This is a genomic window from Oryzomonas japonica, assembly GCF_008802365.1.
In the GTDB taxonomy this organism is placed as follows: domain Bacteria; phylum Desulfobacterota; class Desulfuromonadia; order Geobacterales; family Pseudopelobacteraceae; genus Oryzomonas; species Oryzomonas japonica.
In genome coordinates, this window is the sequence record NZ_VZQZ01000008.1 from 97,462 (window position 1) to 123,346 (window position 25,885).

The following is a 25,885-nucleotide window of genomic DNA, read 5'->3' on the forward strand; positions in this document are numbered from 1 at the left end:
CCCGCACCATGTCCCGCCTGTCCCCGCCGCCCATCGCCGCCTACCTGCGCAGCCGTGGCGTCGCCGCCCCCTGGCAGATCCAAGGCCTGCCCGCCGGGCCGTTTACGGGCGCCGTGGTCATCCCCTCCCTGGCGGAGAGCCGCAACCTCCCCCTGACGCTCCGCTCCCTTGCCGCCAATCCGCCCGATGCCCGCTCCGGTTTCCTGATCCTGGTGGTGGTCAACCAGCGCAAAGACGCCCCGCCCGAGGATCTGGCCGATAATCGGGCCACCCTGGAGGCGTTGCCCGCCTGGAAACGGGAGTACGGGTTGGAACATCTGCACTGGGTGGATGCCGCCTCGCCGGGCAAGGAACTGCCGCCGAAACAGGGGGTGGGGCTGGCGCGCAAGATCGGCCTGGACCTGGCCCTGGGGCACCTGGATTTTGCCGGGGGCGAGCCGCTTCTGGTCTGCCTCGACGCCGATACCATCGTCCAGCCCGACTATCTGGCGGCCATCGACCGGCATTTTAAGGATACCTGTGCAGGGGGGGCGAGCATCCCCTATCGCCATCGTCCGTCCGACGATCCGGCCGGACAGGCGGCCATCGACCGCTACGAATTATTCCTGCGAACCTATGTGCTGGGGCTGGAACAGGCCGGTTCCCCCTATGCCTTTCATACCGTGGGGAGCGCCATGGCCTGCCGGGCATCGGCCTACGCCGCCAGCGGGGGAATGAACCGCCGCCTGGCAGGCGAGGACTTCTACTTTCTCCAGCAGGTGCACAAGGTGGCCGGGGTTGCGCCCCTGGCCGGCACCATCGTCCACCCCTCACCCCGCGCTTCCCATCGGGTTCCCTTCGGCACCGGCCGCGCAGTAGGGGATATGCTCGCGTCCGGCGGGGAGCGGCTGCTCTTTTACCAGCCGGTGCTCTTCGGGATTCTGGGGGAATGGCTGGCGTGCGTGGGGGGGCATGGCGGGGCGGACGGCGCCGAACTGCTGCGCCGGTCGGTCGGGATTTCGCCCCATCTGGCGGGGTTTCTGGAACAGGCCGGCTTTGGCGCGGCCTGGGACAACCTGCTGCGGCACAACCCTGAGGAAAACAGGCTGATGGCGGCCTTTCACGGTTGGTTCGATGCCTTCCGCACCATGCGCTTGCTGCATCATTTCAGTGACAGCGCCTGGCCCCGCGTCCCGCCGGAAGAGGCCGTGGGGCCGCTGTTGGAACGGTCCGGACAGGACGCGCCCGTTGATGTTGCCGGGTTACTGGCGCGGCTGAGGGCGCTCCAGGGGGTGTAAATCAAACGCTTCGTGAGAACGGAGAAAATCACCATATTTCGGTATGGCTCGTTTGTTGCTACAGAAAGACTTATGGAGTATAAATGAAACAATTTTGAGCCGTTTCCGGAGATTTATGAAAACCGAAAAGCAACTTAATCAACAATAGACTTGCCTTGACAGGATGGAGTGTTCGAGATTCTTCTTAGATCACGGAAGGACTGGATATGGACTTGTCTGCCGCCGGGAAGTTGGGGCAACGAGGCAAGGGGGTAACGAAATGCAAATGGAACAATTCCGTTCCGGTGTTTTCAAACAACAGTACCAATACAAAAGCTTTTCCCCAACGCCGGTAAACCAGGTGTGGACATGGGAAGAACCTAAGGTAAACACTTTGCTTGAAAAGGCGACACAGGCTTTAAGCGCCTTGAATGCCTTTTCGCTGATCGTTCCCAACGTGGACCTGTTCATCCAAATGCACATCATGAAGGAGGCCAATACTTCCAGCCGGATTGAGGGGACACAGACCGAGATGGATGAGGCATTGATGGATGTGGAGCAGATTGACCCGGAAAAGCGTGATGACTGGCAGGAAGTGCAGAACTACGTGCAGGCCATGAACCATGCCCTGGCCACATTGGAAAAATTACCCCTGTCGAACCGATTATTGAAGGAAACCCATGCCATCCTGCTTCAAGGGGTGCGGGGAGAGCGGAAAACACCGGGCGATTTCCGTATCAGCCAGAACTGGATCGGCGGGTCGAGCATTCAGGATGCGGTTTTCATACCGCCTCACCAAGATGATGTCAATGAGTTGATGGCCGACCTGGAAAAGTTCTGGCACAACGACGAGATCGATGTGCCCCACTTGATCCGCATTGCCATCAGTCATTACCAGTTCGAGACAATTCACCCCTTTCTCGATGGCAACGGCAGAATCGGGCGTTTGCTGATCACGCTCTACCTGGTCAGTCAAGGCATGCTGCACAAGCCATCCCTGTATCTTTCCGATTACTTTGAAAAACACAAGGGGGCCTATTATGACGCCCTTACCACCGTCAGGGCGTCCAACAACCTTTTGCACTGGATAAAGTTTTTCCTTGTCGCGGTCACTGCAACGGCAGAAAAAGGGCAGGAAACATTCAGAAATATTCTTACGCTTAAGAATGAAGTTGACGGGCAGATTGTCTCACTTGGCAGAAGGGCTGAAAATGCCCGGAATCTCTTGTTGCATCTCTACCAGAAGCCGGTAATCAACGCCAATTTCGTTTCCAGGATACTGGACCTGACGCCACGTGCCGCCAATGCCCTAATCAAGGATATGGAAGACATTGGTATTCTGAAAGAGATGACTGGTTTCAAGCGTAACCGTCTCTTCACGTTTGAAAAATATTTGCACCTGTTTTAGCCGTTTTCGGAAAACATAAAATACTATATTTTACTTTAAAGGATAAAAGTAAAATATGGATTATCCTAATGTACGTTAGGGCTTAAAAGTAAAACAGAGGGCGTACCGTCATGCAACGGTACGCCCTTTTGTTCATCTGTCCCGCAAGCCGCGTGTCATCCCTTCTGCAACACCGCCTCGGCCACGGCCCTGCCCAGGGCCCGGCACTGTTCCAAAGCCTCTTCCTTGGGGTTGAAGGGGGTGCGGACCGATTCGCCCACCAGCTTGAAACCGATCCCCTTCAGCCGCTCCTCGGCCATCTTGCACGCCTCGCCGCTCCAGCCGTAGCTGCCGAATACCGCTGCCAGGCTGCTCTTGAGCTTGACGGTGCTGAGGTAGGCCAACACGTCCCACATCGGCTTGGGGATGTCGCGGTTGATGGTGGGGATGCCGAAGATGAGGGCCTCGGCCTCTTCCATGATGTTGCGTACCTCGTCGGCGCCCAAATGGCTGATGTGGTAACTGATGACCTCCACGCCGTTGGCCCTGGCCCCGTCGGCCACCGCCGTGGCCATCTTTTCCGTGTTGCCGTGGGGCGACAGGTAGAGGATGAAGATCTTTTTCACCAGGGTGGTCGGCTTGCTCCAGCTCTCGAACTGCTCGATGGCCTTCCACGGGTCCTGCCTGATGATCGGTCCGTGGCTCGGGCAGATCATGTCGATCACGTCGTGGCGGATCTTCTCCACGGCGGAAAGGACCTTGTCCTTGAAGGGGCGCATGAGGCAGTCGTAGTAGAAGCGGCGGGCCGAGGAGAGGTCCTCGACCTCGTCGTTGAAGATGTGCCCCGGGCTGCAATAATGGGCGCCGAAGGCGTCGCAGGTGAAGAGGATGTTGTCCTCCTCCAGCCGGGTGAACATGGTGTCGGGCCAGTGCAGGAAAGGGGCCATGATGAAACGCAACCGACGGCCGCCCAGATCGATGGTGTCGCCGTCCTTGACGACCTGGGAGGCGAACGGTTTGTGTATCAGGTTGCCGAGGAAGGTCTTGGCGGCGGTGGTGGATACCACCGTGGCCTGGGGGCAGTGCTCCAGCAGGTAGGAGACCGACCCGGAATGGTCGGGCTCGGCATGGTTGACGATGATGTAGTCGATGCTTTTGGGATCGACCAGGGATTTGATCTTGTCCATGAACTCGTCGGCCCGTTTGCCCTTGACCGTGTCGATGATGGCGATCTTCTCGCTCCCCTTGAGGAGGTAGGAGTTGTAGGTGGTGCCGTGCTCGGTGGGGAAGAGGTCGTCAAAGATGCGCAGGTCCGGGTCTTCCGACCCGATCCAGTAAAGTCCCGGTTTGATTTCAACGGTTCCCAGCATAGTGGTAGTTCTCCTTTTCGTCGTTTCTTCCGTGAACCACGACGGCGCTGTCGCAAATTCTATTCTTGATAATTTTTGTCCTCTATTATACCAAACCATTTACCCATGGACAAGATATATCAGAAGAAGGGGGTTGTGCCGGGGGCCTTGATCTGCTACAAATTTAGCCATGAGCGAGATTGTTCGGACGAGAATCGATGCCTTGCGGCCGCTTCTGAAGGACGCGGACCCGGACGTGCGCGATGCCGTTGCCACGGCGATCGAACGGTTGGAAGCCACCGGCAGCATCGACGAGATACTCCACGCCCTGAAAACCGGAAATATGGGCGCGCGGGTTGCCGCTATCCATGCCCTGGGCGAGATCGGCGGCGAACGGGTGGTCGCTCCGCTGGTCTACTGCGCCGGCCGGCCGGAGGCCGACATCCGCTCCGCAGCCGTGGAGGCGCTCGGCCGTCTGGCCGTTCCGTCCACACTACCGGTGCTGCTGGAACGTCTCGATGATGAAAATGGCGCCATCCGGGCGCGGGCGATAGGGGCCGTGGCCCGGTTTCCCCCCTCGCCGGCTTTGTACGAACGGCTGCGTCCGTTTCTGGAAGCGGCGGATGGTGCCCTTGAAGCCGAGGCCGCCCTGGCCCTGGCCAAACTCAGCGATCTTTCGTCCGAGGGGCGCATCACGGCGCTCCTCGCCTCGTCCCACGCCTCCACCCGCCAGGCCGCCGCTACGGCCCTGAGCCTGCTCCCGCTGGAGTTCCTCTTCTTCCCGGCACCAGACAACGGAAAGTAGCGGCCTGACGGTATCCACCATCAGTAATGCCCGCGATTGATCAGGCTCCCCACATCGATATTCTTCAGGAGCGGGTCCACTACCGCCGCAATCCTGGCATAGCTCGAGCCGTCACGTTCCACCAGACGCTGCTCCCGGGGCTGGGGGAGGCGGGCGCCGTCCGGTGCGAGTACGATCCTGACCACCGGCGCCTCTTCATCCAGCGGGTTGGGGCGATGGACGAGCGCTATCTCGTTGTTGTCCAGGCGTACCAGCGTCCCCACCGGGTACTTGCCCATCATCTCCACGAAGCGGGTCACCAGATCGCCGTCCAGGATGGTCCCCATCAGTTTCTGCATCACCCCGAGGGCGGCCCGGGGGGTGACGGGGTGCTGGTAGACCCGCAGGGTGGTGATGGCGTCGTAGGTGTCGGCGATGGCGATGATGTCGATCATCCGGTCGTAGTCGAACCCGCGGGCCCATTCGGGATAACCGTTGCGGTTGTAGTGCAGGTGGTGTCCCAGCACGGCCTGGCCGACCCGGGGGCTGAGCCCTTCCATCTCGCGGATGATCTTGGCGCCCAGTTCCGAGTGGCGCTTCATCTCATGGAATTCCGCGCTGGATAACTTGCCCGGCTTGTTGACGATTTCCTTCGGGATCATGGTCTTGCCGATGTCGTGCAGCTGCCCCGCGATGCCGGCCTCCTTGACGCCCTCCGCGTCCATGCCGAAGGCGGCCCCCAGGGACATGGCCAGCACCCCAACGTTGACGCAGTGGTTGAAGGTATAGTTGTCGTAGTCCTTGATCATGGCAAGCCCCAGAAGGGTGGAGGGGTCGCGCATGGTGATGCCGACCAGCCGGTCCACCACGCCGATCACCGGGGCGCTGCTGGGGATCCGCCCATCCTCGATATCGCGGCAGACGCCCCGGATCGCTCCCAAGGCCTGGCCGTAAGTCGCCAGTGCGTAGCCCTCCTCCCCATCCTCAGCGTCCCTATCCTCCGGCAGGGTGGGGCGCGCCACCAGGATGTGGCGTATTTCCTTCTGTTTCATGCGGGCGCAGAGCTCGTCGAATCCGGCCGAGGTGTCGGCAAGAAGGCGTACGAACTCCTGGAGCTCGTCAAAGGTAAGTCCGTTCCCCATGACGATCCGGTCGATCTCCTTTTCCATCATCCGGTTGGTCAGATCGGCGACGGCGGTTGAGGGGGTGATGAAGAGATGTTTCCCGAAGAACATGACGCCGTCGATGACCCCCCAGGTAATCTCCCCGACTTGGGCCAGAGCGGTGCCGAAAAGTCTGTCCAGTTCGAGCAGGGGGCGACGGATGGCGGGGTGGGATTCGGGGTAGAAGGCGATGCCCTTGACCGCCCCGGAAAAGAGGGTGATCATCCGCAAGGCGAGTTGTTTATCCAGCTCCTCCATAGTCAGTCCTTCGCCCGTCCGATGGCGTCGAGCGCTTCGGTGCAGGCGCGGGCCAGCTCTCCCGAGCCGCGGGCCTTCTTCTTCAGGGCCGGCAGGGCACGGCCGTCGTCCAGCCTGGCCAGGGTGGCGGCAATGGCGACCTTGAACTGGGTCCAACGGCTCCGCGCGAGCAGATGCCTGCCTTCGAGGAGTCGTACGAGACGGGGGGTTGCCTGCCGGTCGCCGATCATGGCGATTGCCGCCAGGGCATCGCATTTCAGAGGGAGGTTTTGCAGGAACCGGTCGTCGTCGCAGACGATCTGCAACAGCACGGCAAGGGCCTTGCGGCTCTTCATGCCGCCGAGGGAGGCGATCGCCTGGGGCCACAACGCCGCATCGGTGCTGCGCAGTATGGCGATGATGGCCTCTTCCGCCTGCCGCCCGCCGATTTTTGCCAGGCTGCGTATGGTCTCCTTGGCAACCCTGCCGTCGGAGTGCCGCAGGCAGTTCTCCAACTCGGGGACCGCTGCCCGGCTGCCGATATCGCCCAGGATAGCGGCCAGGTTCCTGGCGACATACCAGCGATTGTCGTTCAGCATGGGCAGGATGGATGCAACGGCGGATTCTCCCTGACGCCCCAGCAATTGGATCAGCTTCTTGCGTACGGCCGGATTGTCGGTCAGAGCCATCTTTTCCACGGCGCGATTGAGGGTCGCCTGGCCGCCGGCAGCCACGAGAGCCAGGGCGCCCCGGGGGGAAACCCCGTTGACGGCGCCCAGGCTCTCAAGGACAAACTCGAGGAACTCCTCCTGTGCGGCAAGTTGTTCAAGTCCGAAGCGCGCAACCGCCATGATCTTTTTCCCGCGCCCCGGATCTGCGGTATGCTGTGCGAACAGCTCCGCCAGGGGGAGTACCGCGGTCGGTTCGTGGCGGGCCATGAGCGTCTCGCAGCAGATAATGCCCTGGCGGGCGAGCATGGGGTAGATATCTTCGTCAACGGTCGTGCTCAGACGGCTCAGGAGGGCGTGTAGCGCCTGTTCCGGGTCGGCGTCTCCGGCTGAGGGGGCGGAAGGTTCCGGGGTAACCGGGAATTCCAGGTCCGCGCCTTCGATCTCGTCAAGCCCCGGCGGGACCACCCCCCGGGACTCGATCTCGCGGCGCTTGCCCCCAATGGCCGCGAGATCGAATTCGTTGGCCCAGATGGTGCGGATGCCGTGCTCGCCCATGACCCTCTCCAGGCCGCCGGCTTCCTGGATGGCGTCGGGGGGCAGGGAGACGACCCTGATGAAGTCCAGCAGGTCTTCTTGGAAGAGGTCGCGGAGAAAGGTGATCTTTTGCGCGCGCCGGGCAAAAAGCTCGAAGGAAAGGGACGCGGCTATATGCATGCCGTCCTGGAGCGGCTCTCCGTTTGGCAGACTGAATCCGCCGCGCCCGCACAGCAGGGAGAGGTCGTTGCCGTCCAGGGCGCGCTGGAGGGAAAGGTGCGCCTTGAGGATACTGTTTTTGCGGCTGGGGTGCCCCTTGGGGTAGAACTGCCATGCACGCAACGCCCGGCTGACGTTGCCCAGGGCGTGCAGGACAGCGGGTGGCGATGAGGGAGTGATGACTTGCATGTGCGGTTCCTTGTGGATTACCGGGGTAATGTGCAATACTATACGGATTATGGCGGGTTTTTGTCAAACCTAATGCAGACCTTTGCGCCAGCTGCATCGGGAGCCGGGCGGCGAGATCGACCTGATCACATCGTTCATAATCAAATATCGGGGGATGGAACGTGAAACAGAAAACCGTTTTTGCCTGTCAGAAGTGCGGCTGCCAGTCACCAAAATGGCTGGGGAAATGCCCCGACTGCGGCGCCTGGAACAGCATGGCCGAAGAGGCGGCCGCCAAGCCGGCCCACAGCCTGCCGGCGGGCGGCACCTCCCGCCCGGTACCGATCTGCGATGTGCCGTCCCAGTCGGAAACGCGCATAAGCTGCGGCATCGTTGAACTGGACCGGGTGTTGGGGGGGGGGATCGTCCCCGGCTCCCTGGTGTTGATCGGCGGCGACCCCGGCATCGGCAAGTCGACCCTCTTGCTCCAGGCCATGAACAACCTGGCGGCCGGCGGCGGCCAGGTGCTGTACGTGTCCGGCGAGGAGTCCGCCTCCCAGACCCGGCTGCGGGGGGAGCGGCTGGGGGTCTCCCACCAGGGGCTCCTGGTCCTGGCGGAAAACTCGCTGGAGGCCATCATTGCCCATGCCGCGGCCCTCAAACCGCAGGCGCTGGTGATTGACTCCATCCAGACGGTCTGGACCTCCTCCCTGGAATCCGCCCCCGGCAGCGTCAGCCAGGTCAGGGAATCGGCCGGCAAGCTGATGCTCTTGGCCAAGGGGCACAACATCCCGGCCTTTCTGGTGGGGCATGTCACCAAGGACGGCGCCATCGCCGGGCCGCGGGTGCTTGAACACATGGTGGACACGGTGCTGTACTTCGAAGGGGACGGCAGCCACCCCTTCCGCATCCTTCGGGCGGTCAAGAACCGTTTCGGCTCCACCAACGAAATCGGCGTGTTCGAGATGAAACAGGAAGGGTTGTGCTGCGTGGACAACCCCTCGGAACTCTTTCTTGCCGAACGGCCCCTCGGGGTGGCCGGTTCCGTGGTCACCACCTCCCTGGAGGGGAGCAGGCCGCTCCTGGTGGAGCTTCAGGCGCTGGTGAGCCAATCGTCCTACGGTGTTCCCCGCCGTACCACCATCGGGGTTGACCACAACCGCCTGGCGCTGTTGGTGGCGGTGCTGGAAAAGAAAGTCGGGCTGCATCTGGCCGGGCAGGATATCTTTCTCAATGCCGCCGGGGGGGTGCGCCTCAACGAGCCGGCCGCCGATCTGGCCATGATCATGGCGGTGGCCTCCAGCCACCTGGACAAGGTGATTGCACCCCAGACCGTAGTCCTGGGTGAGGTGGGGCTGGCCGGAGAGGTGCGGGCCGTAACCCAGCCGGAGCAGCGCATAGCCGAGGCGGAAAAACTCGGCTTCCGGACCGCCATCCTGCCTGCCGGCAACCTGAAAAGGCTCAAGAAGGGAAAGATGAAGCTCGTGGGGGTTTCTTCGGTTGAGGAAGCCATGAACCATGTTCTGGAATAGCGCCCGGCCCGGCCGCAACCATTTTTTTCTGGACTTGCACGGCGGTAACCTATAAAATCTGTACATTTATATGAATTCAGGAGCAGGCCATGGAAGCGGAAAAGATTGAATACTTCAGAAATGTTCTGATCGAAGAGATGAAATCTCTGCTCGGCGAGGCGGACAAGACGGTTACGGAAATGACCTCCGATGCGGCCAACTTTCCCGACCCCACCGACCGCGCCACCCAGGAGTCGGACCGAAACTTCGAACTGCGCATCCGTGACCGGGAGCGCAAGCTGATCAACAAGATCAAGGACGCCCTGGAGCGCATCGATGCCGGCGAATTCGGCATCTGCGAGGAGTGCGGCGAAGAAATCAGCGAAGCGCGTCTCAAGGCGCGACCGGTGACAACGCTCTGCATCAACTGCAAAATGGAAGAGGAAGAGAAAGAACGGCGTCAATAGGCACTCAGCAATCCCCGCATACCCTGCGGCAGGTGTACGACATGGAAGCCCGCATCCCTCCCAAACAGGCCGCATCCCACAAGCAACTTGTTGAGCTGACGATCCTCTATCAGTTCAGTAATACCATGCTGTCCACCATTCGCCTCAACAAACTGACCCATCTCATCCTCACCGCTCTCACCTCCGACAGCACCAGGCTCTTCGAGCGGGCGATGCTCTTCCTGCGCAACGAGAAATCGGGGGTGTTGCAGGGCATGCTCGGCGTCACCCGGGATACCGCCGGGGGGCTGAAGGTGGTTGGAGGGAAAGACGCCCTCAGCAGCCGCTGGGATATCGACGATGACGCCATTCTCCACCAGCGTGAGTCCGCCTTTTCAAAACATGTCCGTGCCACCCGTATCGAGGCCAGCGCGGCTTGTACCATTATCCGGCGCGTCATCCACGAACACCGCCTCTACGCACTGGGGGAGGATGACTGCCCGGTCTGCGAAAGCTGCGATTTCGTCCGCCGTCTCGGCATCGCGGCCTTTGCCGTCGCCCCCCTCATCGCCCGGGACAAAGCCCTGGGGATCATCGTCGTGGACAACCCCTCTTCAAACAAGGAGATTGGCCACGACGACCTGCATTTTCTGCAACTCATCGCCAACCAGGCCGGCATGGCGGTTGAAAATTCCATGCTCTATAACCGCATCGAGGAGGCCCACTCCAACCTGCGTGATGCCCGGGAACGGCTCGTCCACGGCGAACGCCTGGCGGCCATCGGCGAGATGGCGGCCAACCTGGCCCACGAACTCAAAAATCCGCTCATAACCATCGGCGGTTTTGCCGGGCGGCTGGTCAAGGGGCTTCCCGGCACTTCCCGCGAACATCACTACGCCGAGACCATCGTGAAGGAGATCGGCCGGCTGGAGCGGATGCTGGCCGACATCCTGGCTTTCTCCCGCAAGCCGACCATCTGCTACAGCGCTTGCGATGCGGGCGATATCCTGATGGATTGTTTTGCCGGCTGCGCCACGACTCTCGAGGACCATTGTGTCTCGCTCGCCACCTCCTTTGAAGACGGCCCCTGGCCGATCCTTGGCGATGCGCATCAACTCAAGCAGGTTTTTCTGAATCTCATGCTGAACGCCTGCGAAGCGATGCCTGACGGAGGCTCGCTCCATGTGACGCTCAAAAAAGTATCCCTTGACAAAAAATGCATATTGGTTAGCATACAGGACTCGGGTGGAGGCATGCCGGCCGACATGCTGCCGAAGATTTTCACTCCGTTTTTTACCACCAAACCCCATGGCACCGGCTTGGGACTTGCCATAGTCAACCGCATCCTGCAGAATCACGGCGGTCGTATCGAAGCGAGAAACGAAGGCAGGGGCGCGGTATTCACCGTCACCCTGCCACAGGTGGAAACACAATAAAATCATGCAATCTGGGGCTGTAGCTCAGTTGGGAGAGCGATGCGTTCGCAACGCATAGGTCGACGGTTCGATCCCGTTCAGCTCCACCAGATACAAAAGAGGGGTTAGCCATAGCTAGCCCCTCTTTTATTTGTATTATTTTTTGTGCAACAATACACAAATACCCACGCCACGCTGCAATAGAGCCGGATTCCTGCCCGACTCAATTCGGGCAATTCTTTATTTTCATACATCCCATGGGTTCGCGACGAAAAGTAAAATGGAGACTAATTTAAAATTAGTGCTATTTTTTACTATATTACGTGCTTGACACACGGTTTTGGTTGGTGACATAATTTAGCATTATGGCGTTCACCGAGGAACACTGCAGCCATTGCGGAAGTACCGTCAAAGCGGACGGCAATGGCATTTATTCCGTCAGGGTAGACAGCAAAGGCTATCTGATGGAGATAATGGACGGAGAAATCCTCCCCGATACACTCCTCTATTGCTCGCCAACCTGCATGTTCAAGCGCGAGCGCGGTGTGGTCCCCAAAAACAAGATCACGTTTCACTTCTAGGCGTCCGACGGCGTAACCCGCCGGGGTGCCGGCAGCGCACAATCTCTACAGCCATTACGAGCCGCCATTCTTGTGCGGCTTTTTTTTATGATTCTCTTGCCGCGAGGTGCGCGAGGCTTTTGGGCTGGCGCGCGCTATCGGGACCGCGTTGCGGAGGTATCCAGATTGAGCCGGATTTATTCGGCTTTCCCCATAGACGAATGCTAAAAAATAGGGCATTATACCGGGGTCTTGCGTGTCATGTCACAGAGGAGACGCCGTGCCGCCCACCCGCACCGCCCTGATATACTCGCCGCTGTTCGGAAACTTCAGCTACGGGGATGACCATCCGTTCAAGTTGCAGCGCTACCGTGTCGTACGGGACCTGATGGAGTCTTACGGTCTGCTGAAGCTACCGGGCATGGAAATCCGCGGCTGCGGGCCGATCGACGATGAACTGGCGTTGAGCTTCCACGCCCCCGAATACCTGGCACGCCTCAAGGAGTTCAGCACCTCCGACGAACCGCGGGCCGATTTCCGCTTCGGCCTGGGCGATGCCGACTGCCCTGTCTTCAAAGGGCTGTACGATTGCGCGGCATTGGGGGCCGGTGCGACCTTCGAGGCGGCCCGCCTGGTGGAGGAAGAGGGGTTCGACATCGCCTTCAACCTGGCCGGCGGCTGGCACCACGCCCATCGGGCCAGGGCCTCGGGTTTCTCCTACGTAAACGATGCCGTGCTCGCCATCAACTGGCTGGTGGCCCGGGGGCGGCGGGTTGTCTATCTGGATATCGACGCCCACCACGGCGACGGGGTGCAGGAAGGGTTCTACGACAGCGACCGGGTCCTTACCATCTCGCTGCACGAGAGCGGCATCTATTTCTTTCCCGGGACCGGCTTCGAGAATGAAACCGGTACCGGCCGGGGGCGGGGCTATTCGGTGAACGTGCCGTTGCTTGCCCACACCGACGACGCCCTCTACATGAAGGCCTTCGATGAAGTGGCCTATCCGCTGATGGCCGCCTATGACCCGGATGTCATCGTCACCCAGATCGGCGCCGACGCGTTTCGCACCGATCCGCTGACCCAGCTTGAGATCACGACCCACAGCTACGGCTATATCATGCGCAAGCTCAAGGCGCTCAGGATCCCCTGGGTTGCGCTGGGCGGAGGCGGCTACGACCTGATGAACACGGCCCGGGCCTGGACCATCGCCTGGGCGGTTATGAACGGCGTCGAGCTCAACCCCCGCCTGCCGGCGGCCTTTGTGCGAAAGATCGAGCCGCTGGGGTATCCCCACCGGGTCTTGCTGGACGCCATGCACTGGTCCGAGGAGTATGAGCGCAACTTGGCCCTGGATGCGGTGGAAAAGAGTATTGCGCGGATCAGGGCGGCCATCTTCCCTGGTATAATTGGAACCTATGGCAAAACTTCCGGGAAATAGCCAGTTGCTGGATGCAGCCGGTCGGCCGTTGCGGTCGCTGCTGGCCATCAACCGGCTGGATGACCCGGAAAAAGAGCTGTTGTACGCTTCGCTGTTGCCGTTGCGCCTGCGCGGGCTGTTGGGCTTGGCCGCCGATGGGCTCCATACCGCGACAGGGGAGCGCCTGACCACCATCATTGCGCCCTCTGGGCTTGCGCTTCTGCGTATCGAGGTCCGCGCCCGGCCGGATGATGCGGATACGACATTCTTCCTCGAACTGGCCGATACCCAGTACCACCAGATGGAGCTTTCCTTCTGCATCATCTGCGATCCGGCAGCGCCCCGATACGATGTGGATGTGGACGAAAGCGGCAGGAGGAACTGGTTTGCCTCCCGCGGGCGGAATCTACCCGAAGAGTTACGCGCCATGGAGGACGGGCTGTTTCCCAACCAGACCCGCCGCGGGCTGCGCCTGTTCGCCGAGTTTTTCCCGCTCCTGGAGCGGTTCACCGATGCCCTGGGGATGGAGATGATCGTGGCCGAGCCGCTGAGCTACGACAATGCCATCCGCTATGAAAAATACGGTTTCGACTATCTGCGGGGCACGCGCCTGATGTTGGAGATCGACCGGGAGTTTCAGCCCGGCGGCCGCTATCATGCCCGGATGGACGGTTCCACCCCCTTCCGCATGCCGGGCATGGAGCGCACGGTGCGGGGGCGGAGTTGGGCCATCCACGACGGCGTTCTGGACGAGCCGTGGGATGAGGTGCAGATCTACAAGGTGATCGGCGTTGATGCCGGCATAGATACCTTTCCCGGGAGGGAGCGAGGAGTCAGATGAACAGCGCGGAAGTTTCAACAACCACATCCCTCTCGGGCATCAGCTACGTTACACCGCCGGCCGGCTATACGCTCAGAGGGCGCGACGGCCGGGTGGCCATTCCTTGGGACGGCAAGCCCCCTATCCCGCTTCTGGACGAGGATCTTGCATCGGTACAGGAGCGGGCGCCCGACTATGACATGGTGGGGCGGGGCATCTACCAGGCGCTGCGCCTCGACCCGGAATGCGCCCATGCGGCCGAGTATGCCGCCGTACTGAAGGATGCCTATCCCCATATCGTTTCCGAGTTGGGGGGGCAGGTCGTCATGCTGGACGCCAGGGAGGTCGATACCCCCTATCTGGATCGCAAGATCACGTCCCTCAAGATTCTTGCCCTGCTCGACTCCGCCAATGCCGGCCTGCAGGCGGAGATCGCCCGGACTTACGCCGACAAGGGGGCGCGCCTCGCCGCGCTGCGTCAGGCCGTGGATAGTTGGTACGGGGCGGAAAAACATCTGAAGAAGGCCCTGGCGCTGGACCCCTCCGACGGCCATATCGCTTATGAATACGGCGAGGCGCTCTACATCCTCGGACGCTACGATCAGGCGGCCGAAGTCTGGGGCGAGGCGCTGGCCGGGTTGGCGGCGACTGAACGGGCGCGGCTTGAGGCACGTATCGCCGGGATTTTGGCCGGCAAGCTCCCGCTGGTCCCTCCCCTGGATTACCTGACGGCCCTGTCGGCGGCATTGGAGGAGCGCCAAGCCGGGCGCACTGAGGAGGCGGTCGCCATTATTGAAGATGTGCTGGCAGACCCCTCGTTTGTCGAGCAGTTCCCCATGGGCGAGGTCTATTACCTGCTGGGAACCTGTTACCAGGAGATGGGCATGGTGAACGAGGCGGCAGAGGCATTCAGGAGGAGCGCGTAATGTTATTCGGATTCAGTATCGCCGATTGGATTTTCATAGGATTTATCCTGATTGTCATCTTCGTCTGCGTGGTCTTGAGCGACATGCGGCGGAGCAATAAAAAGGACTAGACGCATAGCGGCAGTTTGCCGAGGTAGTCATGGAAGAGATCGACAACGATAGCGAAGAACGGCGGCCCCTGGGTATTGTCCTCCTGGGCGGGCTGTATCTGTTCTTCTTCATGTTGACCGTATCCACCTTCGGGCAGCCCTTTCCGCTGCTGGGGGCGATCTATCAGGGGCGTGCGGCGGAAGTGCTGGTATTCGCGGACAGCCTGATCTGTCTCTATCTCTTCCTCGGTTTGATGAAGCGGCAGGTCCTTACCTGGTACCTGCTGATCGGATACAACACTTTCGAAGTGGTGAATACGCTGATCAATCTGATGGGTATTTCCGCGGGAGAACTGGAAAAGGCGTTCGGTCAACCGGTCGATACACGTGGAGTGGCGGTTGACAACCTGTCGGTCATGGTGGCCATATTGCTGCTGACAGCCTTTGTTTATAAGCATCGAGGGTATTTTACCAACAGGTCGAAGTACCTGTTCTGATCTGGTGGGCACGTATACTGCATTTAAATTTTTTTGAGAGTCCTCCATGTCCATACACGGCATCGCCGTTCGAATTGAAAAGCTGAATAAGTCCTTTGGCAGCAATCATGTCCTCAAGGATATCGATCTCGATATCGCACCGGGAGAGACCTTTTCGATCATCGGCCCCTCCGGCACCGGAAAGAGCATCCTGCTGAGGCACATTATTCGCCTGGAAACGCCCGACAGCGGCCAAATCTACTTTAACGATCAGCCGGTGTTCGACAATGGCCGGCCGCTGCCCCAGACGTTTCGCAGCAGCATGGTGTTCCAGTCGTCGGCCCTGTTCAACTCGCTGACCGTTGCCGAGAATGTGGGACTCTGGCTGCGGGAGCACCGTGTCTGCCCCGAGGCCCGCATCCGTGAGCTTATTACCGAAAAGCTCGCCATTGTGGGGCTGGAAGGCACGGAAGGGCTGAATACCTCGGAGTTGTCGGGCGGCATGCGGAAGAGGGTCGCCATCGCCCGTTCTCTGGCAATGGAGCCGGACCTGGTCCTCTACGATGAGCCGACCGCCGAGCTGGACCCGGTGACGACCGACGAGTTGGCGGAGACGATCCTCTCCCTGAGAAAAAAGACCGGCAATACGACGATCATCGTCACCCATGACCTGAATTTCGCCTTGTACCTGTCCGATCGCATCGCCATGATGCACCGGGGCGAGATCATTGAAATCGGCGTGCCGGACCAGATACGGAACAGCGCCAATCCGATCGTGCAGCGTTTCATCCGTACCACCACCAAGGGTATTCAGGGGGGGTGATTGCTGTCCGGAAGTGCGAAGGAGATCATGATGAATAAACGTAGCGGCAGAGCCGTTGTGCGTGCGGGCATTGTCCCGGCTGCCCTGATCCTCGTTGCGTTGCTGGGTGCCGGATGCGCCGAGATGAAGCAATCACATCCGCTCCTGCCGGTCGCCGAGTATGAGAAGATGATCGTCGGCCGCCTGGATGCCGACTACGTGGGGACGGATAACTGCGTCGCCAAGTGCCACAAGCATGACAAGATTACCAGCGATTTCAAGCGGAGCGTGCACGGCGAGCAGATCAAGCCTGAAACCGGATTGCCCCTGGTCAACTGCGAGTCGTGTCACGGGCCGGGGAGCCTGGCCATCGCCAACATCGAGGAAACCAAGCGACTCCACGGCGAAAAGGGCGACAAATGCGACGTTTCCACCCTGCTCGACCTGAAAAAACTCCCCCCCCAGGCCCAGTCCCTGATCTGCCTGAAATGCCACTCCGCCGCCTCGACCCCGGCCTTGGCCCACTGGCATTCCAGCACCCATGCCCTGAACGATTTGAGTTGCTTCTCCTGCCATCAGTTGCATGACGGGCCGCAGCAGAAGGTCAGCCACGATAAGATGGCCGAACTCTGCTACGGCTGCCATCCCGACGTGAAGGCCCAATTCAGCCTGTTTTCGCACCACCCGGTGCGGGAAAAGAAGATGGGCTGCTTCGACTGCCATGACCCCCACGGTTCAAGCCAGCCCAAGTTGTTGAAGGGGAGCACGCAGCGCGACCTCTGCACCCGCTGCCACATGGAGAAGAGCGGCCCGTTCGTCTATGAACATGGGGATGTCACCGAGACCTGCACCAACTGCCATGTGCCCCACGGTTCGGTCAATCGCCGGCTGCTCTCGGCGGCCATGCCGTTTCTCTGTATTCAGTGTCACAATCCGAGCCACCGCAGCGTCATGAACGGCGACGCGTCCATGAAGTCGCTCTTTTCCAACCGGTGCACCGACTGTCATTCAGCTGTCCACGGCTCCGATACCCCCGACAACCGAGGGTACGGAACATTGAGGAAGTAAGCCATGTCGAGCCGCTCTCGCCAAACGATGCTGTTTGCACCGCTGATTGTCTGTTCGAGCTTGATGTTTCTGACGCTGCCGGCCCTTGCCTCCGATGGCGCCACCTCCGATGCCGGGGCGGAAAATCATGAAACCCTGCCGGAGCAGGAAACCGAGGCCTATCGTTTCGCCCACCTCCAGGCGGGATACCAGTTTATCACCCCCGACGGCGCAAGCGCCGCGGCGGCCCCCTACACGCGCCTGAAATCCGGGGCAATGGGTGGGCTCTCCGCCGGCACGCTCGGCTCCAGCCTCAAGTTGTCGGGGGAGGGCCTCATGCTCCACGAGGACGATTATCACGCCAACCTGTTTTTCGACTATGGCGGCTACTATCGCCTGCACCTGGAAACCGAGGCCTTCTGGCATAACCTGCTGACGGAACAGCTTCCCCGGTCTGCCACCGGCCAATACGCGACAACCCAGTCGGCCCCCCCCGCCGACGGCTATGGTATGCGCACCGGCATCTCCCAGGTGGAAAACCGCATCAAGCTGGGCAACAACCCCATCCACATCAATCTTGGGTACTGGGAGTTGAGCCGCCGGGGAACCGATCAACTCCGTTTTGCCGACTACTATTTCAGCGATCCGCAGAACAGGATCGTCTCCCTCAATCGGCAGGTCAACCAGGTTACGCGGGAGGGGAGCGTCGGCGCCGACGCCCATCTGGGGTTCTTCGACATAGCCTACGGATTCCGTATCCGGGACTTTTCAAACCAGGCCCCGGACACGCGCTATCCCTTTGCCGTAACCGGCAACGGGGCGCTCACGCCGGGCACCCAGGCGACCAACGTCGTCTCCGACAGCCGGGTGACGTCCCATACGGTCAGGGTTTACACCGACATGAGCGGCGGCCTGGTGGGGACGGCCGCCTATGTCCTGACCCAGAGGGAAAGCAATGCCGACCGGGGGGATGCGCGCCCCTCGTCCAAACCGTCCCAAACACTGCATTCGGTGGCGGGAGACCTGACCTATACGCCATTAAAGGAGTTGTCGTTCGCTCTTAAATACCGGCGGCTGCAAAACGACCGGGAATCGCCCTCGACGGTTTCCTCCCCCTATTCGACCGCATCGGGGGCGCTGGCGGTGCGGCCCGGCATCGACTCGGTCAAGGATACCGTTATCCTGTCCGGCACATTCCGGCCCAACCAGCAGGTGACGTACCGCCTGGAGTACCGCGCCGTCCTGGAATCCCGCGACAACGTGCCCAACAGCGACCTCTCGCCCAGCGACCCGACGGCGATCCACGACGAATACCGCCGAACCCATACCGCCCTGGCCACGGCCTCCTGGAGGCCGCTCCCCGGGTTCAGGATGAATGCCACCTATACCTACCGCACGGCGGATAATCCGGAATGGAAGGTCTCTGCGTCGGAAAGCCACAAGGGCGAGTTGTTTGCCACCTATACGAAGAACGGCGCCTGGGGGACCACCGCCAGCTTCATCACCACGTATGAGCAGAGCGAGGGAACTGCCTCCACCATCGCCCCGGCGCCGGTTGCCAGTTATGCCCTGCCTCGTGAGAACCGCTCGTATTCGGCCAATACGAGTTTGTGGCTCAGTCCCGTGGAGCACTTGACCATCACCGCCAACTATTCATACTTGGAAGCCGTGACGGACCAGTCAATGCTTTTTGCCAATATCATCATCGAGCCGGACCCGCTCGTGGCGACCACCTACCGGTCAACGGCACATGTGTACGGTATCGACGCCGTGTATGCCGTGGCGGAGCCGCTGGACCTCTCGGTCGGTGTTCAGCAGGTACGTTCGGCGTCCCGATTCGATGTCCCGGTCAGGACATTCACCCTCGCAAACGTGACGGGCAGCTACAATACCGCGGGCATCGGCGCCCTGACCCGGCTGGATACGGTTGAAACCGGCGTGACGGCCCGGGCCGACTGGCGTATCAGCAAACATGTCGGCTGCTCGATGAACTACAGTTACCGGAATTACAACTCCGGCGATGCTCTCTACGACGGCTCGGTCCATACGACCATGGTGTCGTTAACTTCACGGTGGTAGCGGACGGTATGCGTCAACGAATTCTCTCCATAACGCTGATGATCCTCTTTCTGTCGTGCTGGTGCTGGCTTCCGGATTGCCACGCCGCCGGCAAGGTCATCGCCGCTATCATGAGCAGCGACCAACCCCGTTATCGCGAGGCGCACCAGGCGTTCATCAAATCCCTGGCCGCTTTGGGCTATACCTCGGCCAACGTGGAGGTCATCCTGCAGGTGCCGAACCCCGATCCGCTCTCCTGGTCCAATACGATCAGGAAATTCAATGCCTACCGTCCCGATTTGATCGTAGCGTACGGGGCGCCGGCAGCATTCGTGGCCATGAAGGAATCGGACGGGATTCCGGTGGTTTCCGTCGATATATTCGTCTCCGACGGGCCGCATCGGGGGATGTGCGGCGTCAGTTCGCGGGTGCCGCTGGTCACACTGATAAAGACCCTCAAGGACAGCCGGGAACACATCAAGCCGTACCGGCGGGTGGGCGTCATCTACAACTCTCGTGAGAACGGCTCGCAGAGGCAGCTTGAGGAAATCAGGAAAATTGCGCCCCAGTACGACATGGTCGTGGCAGAGGCCAACGTTGGCTCATCCGCTGCCTTGGAATCGGCCCTTCCTGCCCTGCTCGACCATTCCGATGTCATCTTCGCCACGGAAAGCGGCATTGTTTCCCGCCAGTTCGCTAAGATCGTCGCCCGCGCCAGGGCACGTAACATCCCGGTGCTCTCCACCATGCCCGGCGCCGCCGAGAGGGGCGCACTCATCTCCCTGGAGATCCATCCGGAAGAGCAGGGGCACCTGGCGGCCGACATCGCCACCCGTATTCTGGAGGGTGCCCGGCAGAGCCATCTTTCCCTGATCTCGCCCCGCCGTATCGAGCTGCTCATCAACATGCGCGCTGCTCAGGATTTGGGGATCAATCTCCCCTTCACGGTCTTGAGCAATGCCACGCGCGTCATCAAGTAGCGTCCTGCGAACCCCGCGTTTTTTTACTTCATGGGCACGGTAAAATCGACTATATTGTAAAACTATGGGTAGAATATTACTGATCGATGACGACCAGGCCTTCACCGAGTTCCTGGCCGGGTACATACATGGCGCCTATCCTCTTCTGCGGGTGGATATCTGCAACAGCCCGGTGACGGCCCTGAACTCCATCAGGGCCGGCGGGTATGACCTGTTGCTGATCGACCTGGAAATGCCGGCCATGGACGGCTTGAAACTGCTTTCGTTCGCCACCCAGGCGGGAATGGACAAAAATCGGGTGGTGATCCTCTCGGGGCGTGATGCCGACTTTCTTCATGACCTCTGCCCCATGGGTACCTGCCTGGCGGTACTCAACAAGTTCGAGGCCCGGCAGAAAACGGTGCTGGACATGATCTTCAGCTCGCTCAGCAAAAAAACTGCCGGCCGGTAGCGCCGTTAATCCCTGCATACTCCCGCTCCCTGTGCAATCCTCCCCGCAAAATCATAATTGCAAAACCTGTCGAGAAGTATAAAATCGAGAAAAGCGCCGCCCAAAACAGTGGGTCGGCGCAGAGACACCCCAAGGAGGTCGCGTGTGCTGAGACGAATCATCTATCTGGCAGTGGCAGGTCTGATGGCCCTGGTGTTGAATGGCTGTGTTTCCCAAGGTACGTATCAACTGAAGGAAAACGAGGCCAAGGGGCTGGCGGGCGAGCTTGGCGACCTGAAGCAAAAATACGGGCAGCTCAGTTCGGACAACAGCACGTTGAAGGCCGAGTTCGACAAACTGAAGGCCGAGGCTGCCGGGCTTGCGCAGGAGCGGCAGGCGCTCACCAAGGACAAGAATGAGCTGGAGCAGGTACTCAAAGCCAAATCCGACACCCTTTCCAGGAATATCAGCGACCTGCGCCAGAAGATAGCCGATCTGGAAGGGGAGAACGGACGGCTCAAGGGCGAGATCGCCACCCTCCAGAAGGCCAAGGAAGAGAAGGTCAAGGAGGTCAGCAGCACCTACGAGCATCTGCTGGAGAACATGAAGAGCGAGATCGCCCAGGGGCAGGTGACCATCTCGGAATTGAAGGGGAAATTGACCGTCAACATGGAGGCCGCCATCCTGTTCGATTCCGGCAGGGCCGATGTCAAGCCGGCCGGCATCGCCATTCTGCTCAAGATGATCCCGACCCTGAAAGAGGTCAAGGACAAGTCGATCCGCATCGAGGGGCACACCGACAACGTGCCGATCAGGTCGGCCCAGTTCCCCTCGAACTGGGAGCTTTCCGCGGCCCGCGCCATCAACGTCGCCAAATACCTGCAGCAGCAGGGCCTCGACCCGGCCAGTCTCTCCGCCGCAGCCTTTTCCGAGTATAAGCCGGTGGCCGACAACACGACCAGGGAGGGGCGCGCCAAAAACCGGCGCATAGAGATCACCCTGGTGGCCAAGGACTGATGGGTAAGAAGCAACGCCACGAAAAGCCGGCAGCGGCCGCTCAGTTTCGCGCCACCCCGTTCGCTGCCCTGAAAGAGGTGGCTCTCTCCTCGAAGGAGCCGGCCCCTACTGTGGTGCCGCCTCCCCAGCCGCCCCCTCATGAAGCGCAGTCGGTCGAGGAGGCGGACGACCTGTTTCTGCGGGCCATGGCCGATGTAAAGGTTGTGCGCACCCGGGGAGGCGGTCCCGCCAAAGCCGGGACGGGACGCGAACGCCCGGTCTCCGTCGGCCCGGCCGACGATGGGGAGGCAGAACTGTTCCGGCGTGCCATGGCCGGCGTGAAGACGTTGTCCGCGCCGCCGGTGGACGCGGCAAAGCCCACAACGGCCCGGACCGGTGCCTGCACGCAGGTCCAGCCGCCACCCCCCCCCACCTCCGGCGCCGACCGGGAAGCAGCTGAACTGTTTTTGCAAGAGATCGGCCGTTTGAAGCTGGAAACGAAATTTGCCGATTCACTGCCCGCCGATGAAGAGTTGAAACCGTTATCGGGCAATCGTCTGCGCCAGGTGAAACAAGGGGTTATTGCCGTAACCCATCAGCTCGACCTGCACGGGCTGACCCGTGAAGAGGCCCTGGCGGCGCTGCCCCGTTTTTTGAACACGGCGCGCCGCAAGGGGCAGAAGGCTGCCCTGGTCATTACCGGCAAGGGGATCAATTCACCGGGGGAACCGGTGCTTCAGCAGGCGGTCGCATCCTGGCTGCGGGACGCCGGGCGCGAGACGGTTCTTGAATTTGCGCCGGCCCCGCGCGAGATGGGCGGAAGCGGCGCCTTTGTGGTTTTTCTCCGCCCCCTGCCGGAACCACCCGCCGCGGCGTGACCCCTCCACCCGGGCCGTTCCCCCCACGGCGGCGTTACTACCAACAACCCCCACATGCGAAGAGGGGTGCTTACCGGCACCCCTCTTCATTTCTTGCACCACGCCTCCTCCGCCTTGGCGCCGTTACCGGGCCCCCAGATACTCCGCAATGGTGCGGGCCATGGTTTCCACGTTGTTCTTGTCGTTATTGAATACCAGGTGGTAAAAGCCCAGGTCGTGGGCATCCCGGTCCAGAAAATCGCGGATGAAGTTATCCCGCTGTTTCTGCTGTTTGGCGATGATCTTTTCGGCCTCTTCTGCCTCAACCCCCATCCGGCGCGTTATGGAGCGCACCTTGAACCCCGGGGAGGCGAACAGGCGGAAATGGAAGCAGTTCTTCAGAGGCTGGGTAACAATCGAACTGCCCCGGCCGACGATAATCATGTTGCCCTGTTCCGCCAGGGAAAGCACATGGCGGCACAGCACCCGGAAATGGTCCTTCTCGCTTTTCCAGCGCGAAGAGAATGTGGCCAGGATCTCGTCCAGGAAACGGCTCTTCTCTCCCAGGCTGTTCAGCACGCTGGCAGACAGGTTGTGGTCCCGGGCAACCTCGTCAAGCAGCCCTTTGTCCAGCAACACCCACGGTTCCCCCTGTTTCTTCTCCATGATCTCCCGCAGACGTTCCGCCATGGGGTATGCCTCGCAGCCGAATTCCCGTGAGATAGTAATGGTCTGCCGCACCTTGTGTCCGGCGGGGGATGATGCCTCCATGTCACGCTTGCGGTTGAACTCAAGCAAAGAGCCGAGCCTCATTTCCACGGATGGTATCAAGAGTTTTTCCGGCATGGCGACCTCCGTAGCCTCAAAATGGTCTGTCTGGCATCAACTGTAGCACAGCACCGACGATCCGCAAGTGCGGCACGGATGCGTGCGATGGCGCCATTGACACGGGAAGCGCGGCGAGGTATACGGATAAACATTCCTTCGAGGCCACCGCCAGCCATCAGTCAAGGAGCTGCCGAACCATGATCACCCATATCATTTTTTTCAAGCTGTCCGATGCGAGTCCCGAGAATCTTGCCGTTACCCAGGGGAAACTGCTCAGCATGCAGGGCAAAATCCCCCAATTGCGCCATCTGGAGGCCGGCATCGATATCATTCGTTCGGAACGCTCCTATGATATCGCCCTGGTGACGAAGTTCGATTCCCTGGACGACATGCAAGCCTACCAGATCCACCCCTACCATGCCGGAGAAGTGCTCCCCCATATGAGATCGGTGTGCTCCTCCATCGTTGCCGTCGATTACCAGGATTGATCGGCTTCGAAACCTCCCGATATGCGTGCCGTGCCGGGATTGAGCGGCCATTGCGCGGTGGCGTCGGGAAAGCTGTATACATTTTAACTTGACTAAACATTCTCGCAATAGTAAAATCCAGTTCTACTCAGACTAACACTGCTGTTTTTGCTGCAATTGCCTATAATCATTATTTTAATAAGATTACCGCATGACGTTGGTAGTGGTATTTTTTCAGAACGCTATGGGGCTGTAGACACTAAATGCAAACAGGAGGTAAAAATGTCCGAGTACGGTACTTTACAAGATCGCGTGCGTCACAAGTCGCTTCTGAGCAAGGTTATGACGGCCGAAGAGACCATTCAGTTCTTCAAGCCGGGCATGAACCTGGGGTGGTCCGGTTTTACCCCCGCAGGCTACCCGAAGGTGGTTCCCATTGCCGTGGCCGACCATGTGGAAAAGAACAATCTTCAGGGAAAATGGAAATTCAACCTGTTCATCGGCGCCTCAGTAGGGGCTGAAACCGAGGACCGCTGGGCTTCCCTCGACATGATCGACCGCCGCTGGCCGTATCAGACCGGCAAGAACATCGCCGCCGGCATCAACGAGGGGCGCATCCGCATGGGGGACAAACACCTCTCCCTGTTCGCCCAGGACTTGGGGTATGGCTTCTACACCAAGGACACCGAAAGCGGCAGACTCGACCTGGCCATCATCGAGGTCTCGGCCATCACCGAGGACGGCAGCCTGGTTCCCACTTCCTCCTGTGGCGTCATCCCGGAGATCCTGATGATCTGCGACAAGATCATCATTGAGGTCAACACCGGCGAGCCGTCATTCGAAGGGATCCACGACCTGGTTTCCTGCGGCACCCCCCCGAACCGCCAAGTGCTGAACATCACCAAGGCCGGCTCCCGTATCGGCTCCACCTCGATCCCCTGCGATCCGAAGAAGGTCGTGGCCGTGGTGGAATCAAAGCTCCGCGACCAGGGGCGCGCCTTTGCCGAGCAGGACGATACCTCCGAGGCCATCGCCAACCACATCATCGATTTCTTCACCCAAGAGGTCAAGATGGGGCGCCTGCCGGACAACCTGCTGCCGATCCAGTCGGGTGTCGGTTCCATCGCCAACGCCGTAATCGGCGGCTTGGCCAAGGGGCCCTTCTATAACCTGTCCGTCTATACCGAGGTACTCCAGGACACCATGCTCGACCTGTTCGATTCGGGCAAGCTGGACCACGCCTCCTCCTGTTCGCTCTCCCTCTCGGCAACACCCGGTTTCCCGAAGTTCTTCGAGAACATGGACAAGTATTTCGACAAGATCACCCTGCGGCCGCTCTCCATCTCCAACGCACCGGAGCCGATCCGGCGCCTGGGGGTCATCGCCATGAACACCCCGGTGGAGATCGACATCTATGCCCATGCCAACTCGACCCTGGTCGGCGGTACCCGCATGATCAACGGCCTGGGCGGCTCCGGCGACTTCCTGCGCAACGGCTTCCTCAAGATGATGCATACCCCGTCGAGCCGTCCGAGCAAGACCGACCCGACCGGCATTTCCTGCGTGGTGCCGCATTGCTCCCACATCGACCATACGGAGCATGACCTGGACTGCGTGGTTACCGAACAGGGGCTGGCCGACCTGCGCGGTCTCTGCCCGCGGGACCGGGCCAAAGTCATCATCGACAAGTGCGCCCATCCGGATTACAAGCCGATCCTCACCGAGTACTTCGAAATGGCCAAGGCCGACTGTCTCAGGCGCAAAGTCGGGCATGAACCCCAGTTGTGGGATCGCGCCTTCAAGATGCATCTCAATCTGGAGAAGAACGGCACCATGAAAATCAAAAACTGGGACATGAAGGTCGATCTCTGCGAATAGCAGCGACTCCATTCCCGTAAACGACCCCGCCGGCACCGCCGGCGGGGTTTTTTCATGTTTCCCGGCTATTTGCTGCTTGAACTTGTCACGCAGTTATGCTTTAAATAACCA

Annotated in this window: 23 protein-coding genes and 1 tRNA gene; 20 read left to right on the forward strand and 4 right to left on the reverse strand. The window is 60.3% G+C overall.

Annotation, left to right across the window (positions count from 1 at the left end; all coding sequences use genetic code 11):
- The first annotated feature begins 8 nt into the window (after positions 1-8).
- Positions 9-1,277: a glycosyltransferase family protein gene (locus F6V25_RS12985; RefSeq protein ID WP_151128978.1), complete on the forward strand. Its 1,269-nt coding sequence runs from the start codon at positions 9-11 to the stop codon at positions 1,275-1,277.
- A 265-nt stretch (positions 1,278-1,542) separates the two neighbouring features.
- Positions 1,543-2,664, forward strand: a complete 1,122-nt coding sequence (locus F6V25_RS12990) for a Fic family protein (RefSeq protein ID WP_218043551.1) — start codon at positions 1,543-1,545, stop codon at positions 2,662-2,664.
- Positions 2,665-2,819: 155 nt separating this feature from the next.
- Here F6V25_RS12990 and F6V25_RS12995 read toward each other — a convergent pair whose 3' ends face one another.
- The gene (locus tag F6V25_RS12995) at positions 2,820-4,013 is read right to left on the reverse strand and encodes an FprA family A-type flavoprotein (protein WP_151128979.1); all 1,194 of its coding nucleotides are present in this window, start codon (positions 4,011-4,013) and stop codon (positions 2,820-2,822) included.
- 169 nt (positions 4,014-4,182) lie between these two features.
- Here F6V25_RS12995 and F6V25_RS13000 point away from each other — a divergent pair, with 169 nt between their 5' ends.
- On the forward strand, positions 4,183-4,797 hold the full coding sequence (locus tag F6V25_RS13000; RefSeq protein WP_151128980.1) for a HEAT repeat domain-containing protein: 615 nt from the start codon (positions 4,183-4,185) through the stop codon (positions 4,795-4,797).
- Positions 4,798-4,817: 20 nt separating this feature from the next.
- Here the strand turns inward: F6V25_RS13000 and F6V25_RS13005 are convergent, their stop codons facing one another.
- Positions 4,818-6,197: an HD-GYP domain-containing protein gene (locus F6V25_RS13005; protein ID WP_151128981.1), complete on the reverse strand. Its 1,380-nt coding sequence runs from the start codon at positions 6,195-6,197 to the stop codon at positions 4,818-4,820.
- Between the two features lie 2 nt (positions 6,198-6,199).
- Positions 6,200-7,789, reverse strand: coding sequence for a HEAT repeat domain-containing protein (locus F6V25_RS13010; RefSeq protein ID WP_151128982.1), 1,590 nt, complete (start codon positions 7,787-7,789; stop codon positions 6,200-6,202).
- Positions 7,790-7,950: 161 nt separating this feature from the next.
- On the opposite strand from F6V25_RS13010, the gene radA reads away from it, so the two are divergent.
- The 15 genes from radA to F6V25_RS13085 all read left to right on the forward strand — a co-directional run bounded on the left by radA (position 7,951) and on the right by F6V25_RS13085 (position 22,622).
- Positions 7,951-9,300, forward strand: coding sequence for a DNA repair protein RadA (gene radA / locus F6V25_RS13015; protein WP_149307729.1), 1,350 nt, complete (start codon positions 7,951-7,953; stop codon positions 9,298-9,300).
- An 89-nt stretch (positions 9,301-9,389) separates the two neighbouring features.
- Positions 9,390-9,746 (forward strand): RNA polymerase-binding protein DksA, encoded by a 357-nt coding sequence (gene dksA, locus F6V25_RS13020; RefSeq protein ID WP_151128983.1) that lies wholly within the window; start codon positions 9,390-9,392, stop codon positions 9,744-9,746.
- Between the two features lie 41 nt (positions 9,747-9,787).
- The gene (locus F6V25_RS13025) at positions 9,788-11,161 is read left to right on the forward strand and encodes a GAF domain-containing sensor histidine kinase (protein WP_151128984.1); all 1,374 of its coding nucleotides are present in this window, start codon (positions 9,788-9,790) and stop codon (positions 11,159-11,161) included.
- 13 nt (positions 11,162-11,174) lie between these two features.
- A tRNA-Ala gene (locus F6V25_RS13030) sits at positions 11,175-11,250 on the forward strand.
- Between the two features lie 730 nt (positions 11,251-11,980).
- Complete coding sequence (locus F6V25_RS13035; RefSeq protein WP_151128985.1) at positions 11,981-13,141, forward strand: acetoin utilization protein AcuC; 1,161 nt, start codon at positions 11,981-11,983, stop codon at positions 13,139-13,141.
- Positions 13,119-13,961 (forward strand): hypothetical protein, encoded by an 843-nt coding sequence (locus tag F6V25_RS13040; protein ID WP_151128986.1) that lies wholly within the window; start codon positions 13,119-13,121, stop codon positions 13,959-13,961. The genes F6V25_RS13035 and F6V25_RS13040 overlap by 23 nt, the downstream gene beginning before the upstream one ends.
- Positions 13,958-14,866, forward strand: coding sequence for a tetratricopeptide repeat protein (locus tag F6V25_RS13045; protein ID WP_151128987.1), 909 nt, complete (start codon positions 13,958-13,960; stop codon positions 14,864-14,866). The genes F6V25_RS13040 and F6V25_RS13045 overlap by 4 nt, the downstream gene beginning before the upstream one ends.
- Positions 14,867-15,005: 139 nt before the next feature.
- Entirely contained in the window at positions 15,006-15,452 is a 447-nt protein-coding gene (locus F6V25_RS13050; RefSeq protein ID WP_151128988.1) for a hypothetical protein, read from the forward strand.
- Between the two features lie 46 nt (positions 15,453-15,498).
- Positions 15,499-16,254 (forward strand): ABC transporter ATP-binding protein, encoded by a 756-nt coding sequence (locus F6V25_RS13055; RefSeq protein WP_151128989.1) that lies wholly within the window; start codon positions 15,499-15,501, stop codon positions 16,252-16,254.
- Between the two features lie 30 nt (positions 16,255-16,284).
- Complete coding sequence (locus F6V25_RS13060) at positions 16,285-17,301, forward strand: DmsE family decaheme c-type cytochrome (protein WP_151128990.1); 1,017 nt, start codon at positions 16,285-16,287, stop codon at positions 17,299-17,301.
- Between the two features lie 3 nt (positions 17,302-17,304).
- On the forward strand, positions 17,305-19,359 hold the full coding sequence (locus F6V25_RS13065) for a porin family protein (protein WP_151128991.1): 2,055 nt from the start codon (positions 17,305-17,307) through the stop codon (positions 19,357-19,359).
- An 8-nt stretch (positions 19,360-19,367) separates the two neighbouring features.
- Positions 19,368-20,318 carry an ABC transporter substrate-binding protein gene (locus F6V25_RS13070; protein WP_151128992.1) on the forward strand — a complete coding sequence of 317 codons (951 nt, stop codon included), beginning with the start codon at positions 19,368-19,370 and terminating at the stop codon, positions 20,316-20,318.
- Positions 20,319-20,382: 64 nt separating this feature from the next.
- Positions 20,383-20,769: a response regulator gene (locus tag F6V25_RS13075; protein ID WP_149307711.1), complete on the forward strand. Its 387-nt coding sequence runs from the start codon at positions 20,383-20,385 to the stop codon at positions 20,767-20,769.
- A 144-nt stretch (positions 20,770-20,913) separates the two neighbouring features.
- The gene (locus tag F6V25_RS13080; RefSeq protein ID WP_151128993.1) at positions 20,914-21,765 is read left to right on the forward strand and encodes an OmpA/MotB family protein; all 852 of its coding nucleotides are present in this window, start codon (positions 20,914-20,916) and stop codon (positions 21,763-21,765) included.
- Positions 21,765-22,622, forward strand: coding sequence for a Smr/MutS family protein (locus F6V25_RS13085; RefSeq protein ID WP_246167042.1), 858 nt, complete (start codon positions 21,765-21,767; stop codon positions 22,620-22,622). Before F6V25_RS13080 ends, F6V25_RS13085 begins: the two co-directional genes overlap by 1 nt.
- 123 nt (positions 22,623-22,745) lie before the next feature.
- On the opposite strand, the gene F6V25_RS13090 is transcribed toward F6V25_RS13085, so the two are convergent.
- Positions 22,746-23,447 carry a cytidylate kinase-like family protein gene (locus F6V25_RS13090; RefSeq protein ID WP_151128994.1) on the reverse strand — a complete coding sequence of 234 codons (702 nt, stop codon included), beginning with the start codon at positions 23,445-23,447 and terminating at the stop codon, positions 22,746-22,748.
- 179 nt (positions 23,448-23,626) lie between these two features.
- Here F6V25_RS13090 and F6V25_RS13095 point away from each other — a divergent pair, with 179 nt between their 5' ends.
- On the forward strand, positions 23,627-23,917 hold the full coding sequence (locus F6V25_RS13095; protein WP_149307708.1) for a Dabb family protein: 291 nt from the start codon (positions 23,627-23,629) through the stop codon (positions 23,915-23,917).
- Positions 23,918-24,178: 261 nt separating this feature from the next.
- Positions 24,179-25,774: an acetyl-CoA hydrolase/transferase C-terminal domain-containing protein gene (locus tag F6V25_RS13100; RefSeq protein ID WP_149307707.1), complete on the forward strand. Its 1,596-nt coding sequence runs from the start codon at positions 24,179-24,181 to the stop codon at positions 25,772-25,774.
- Positions 25,775-25,885 lie beyond the last annotated feature (111 nt).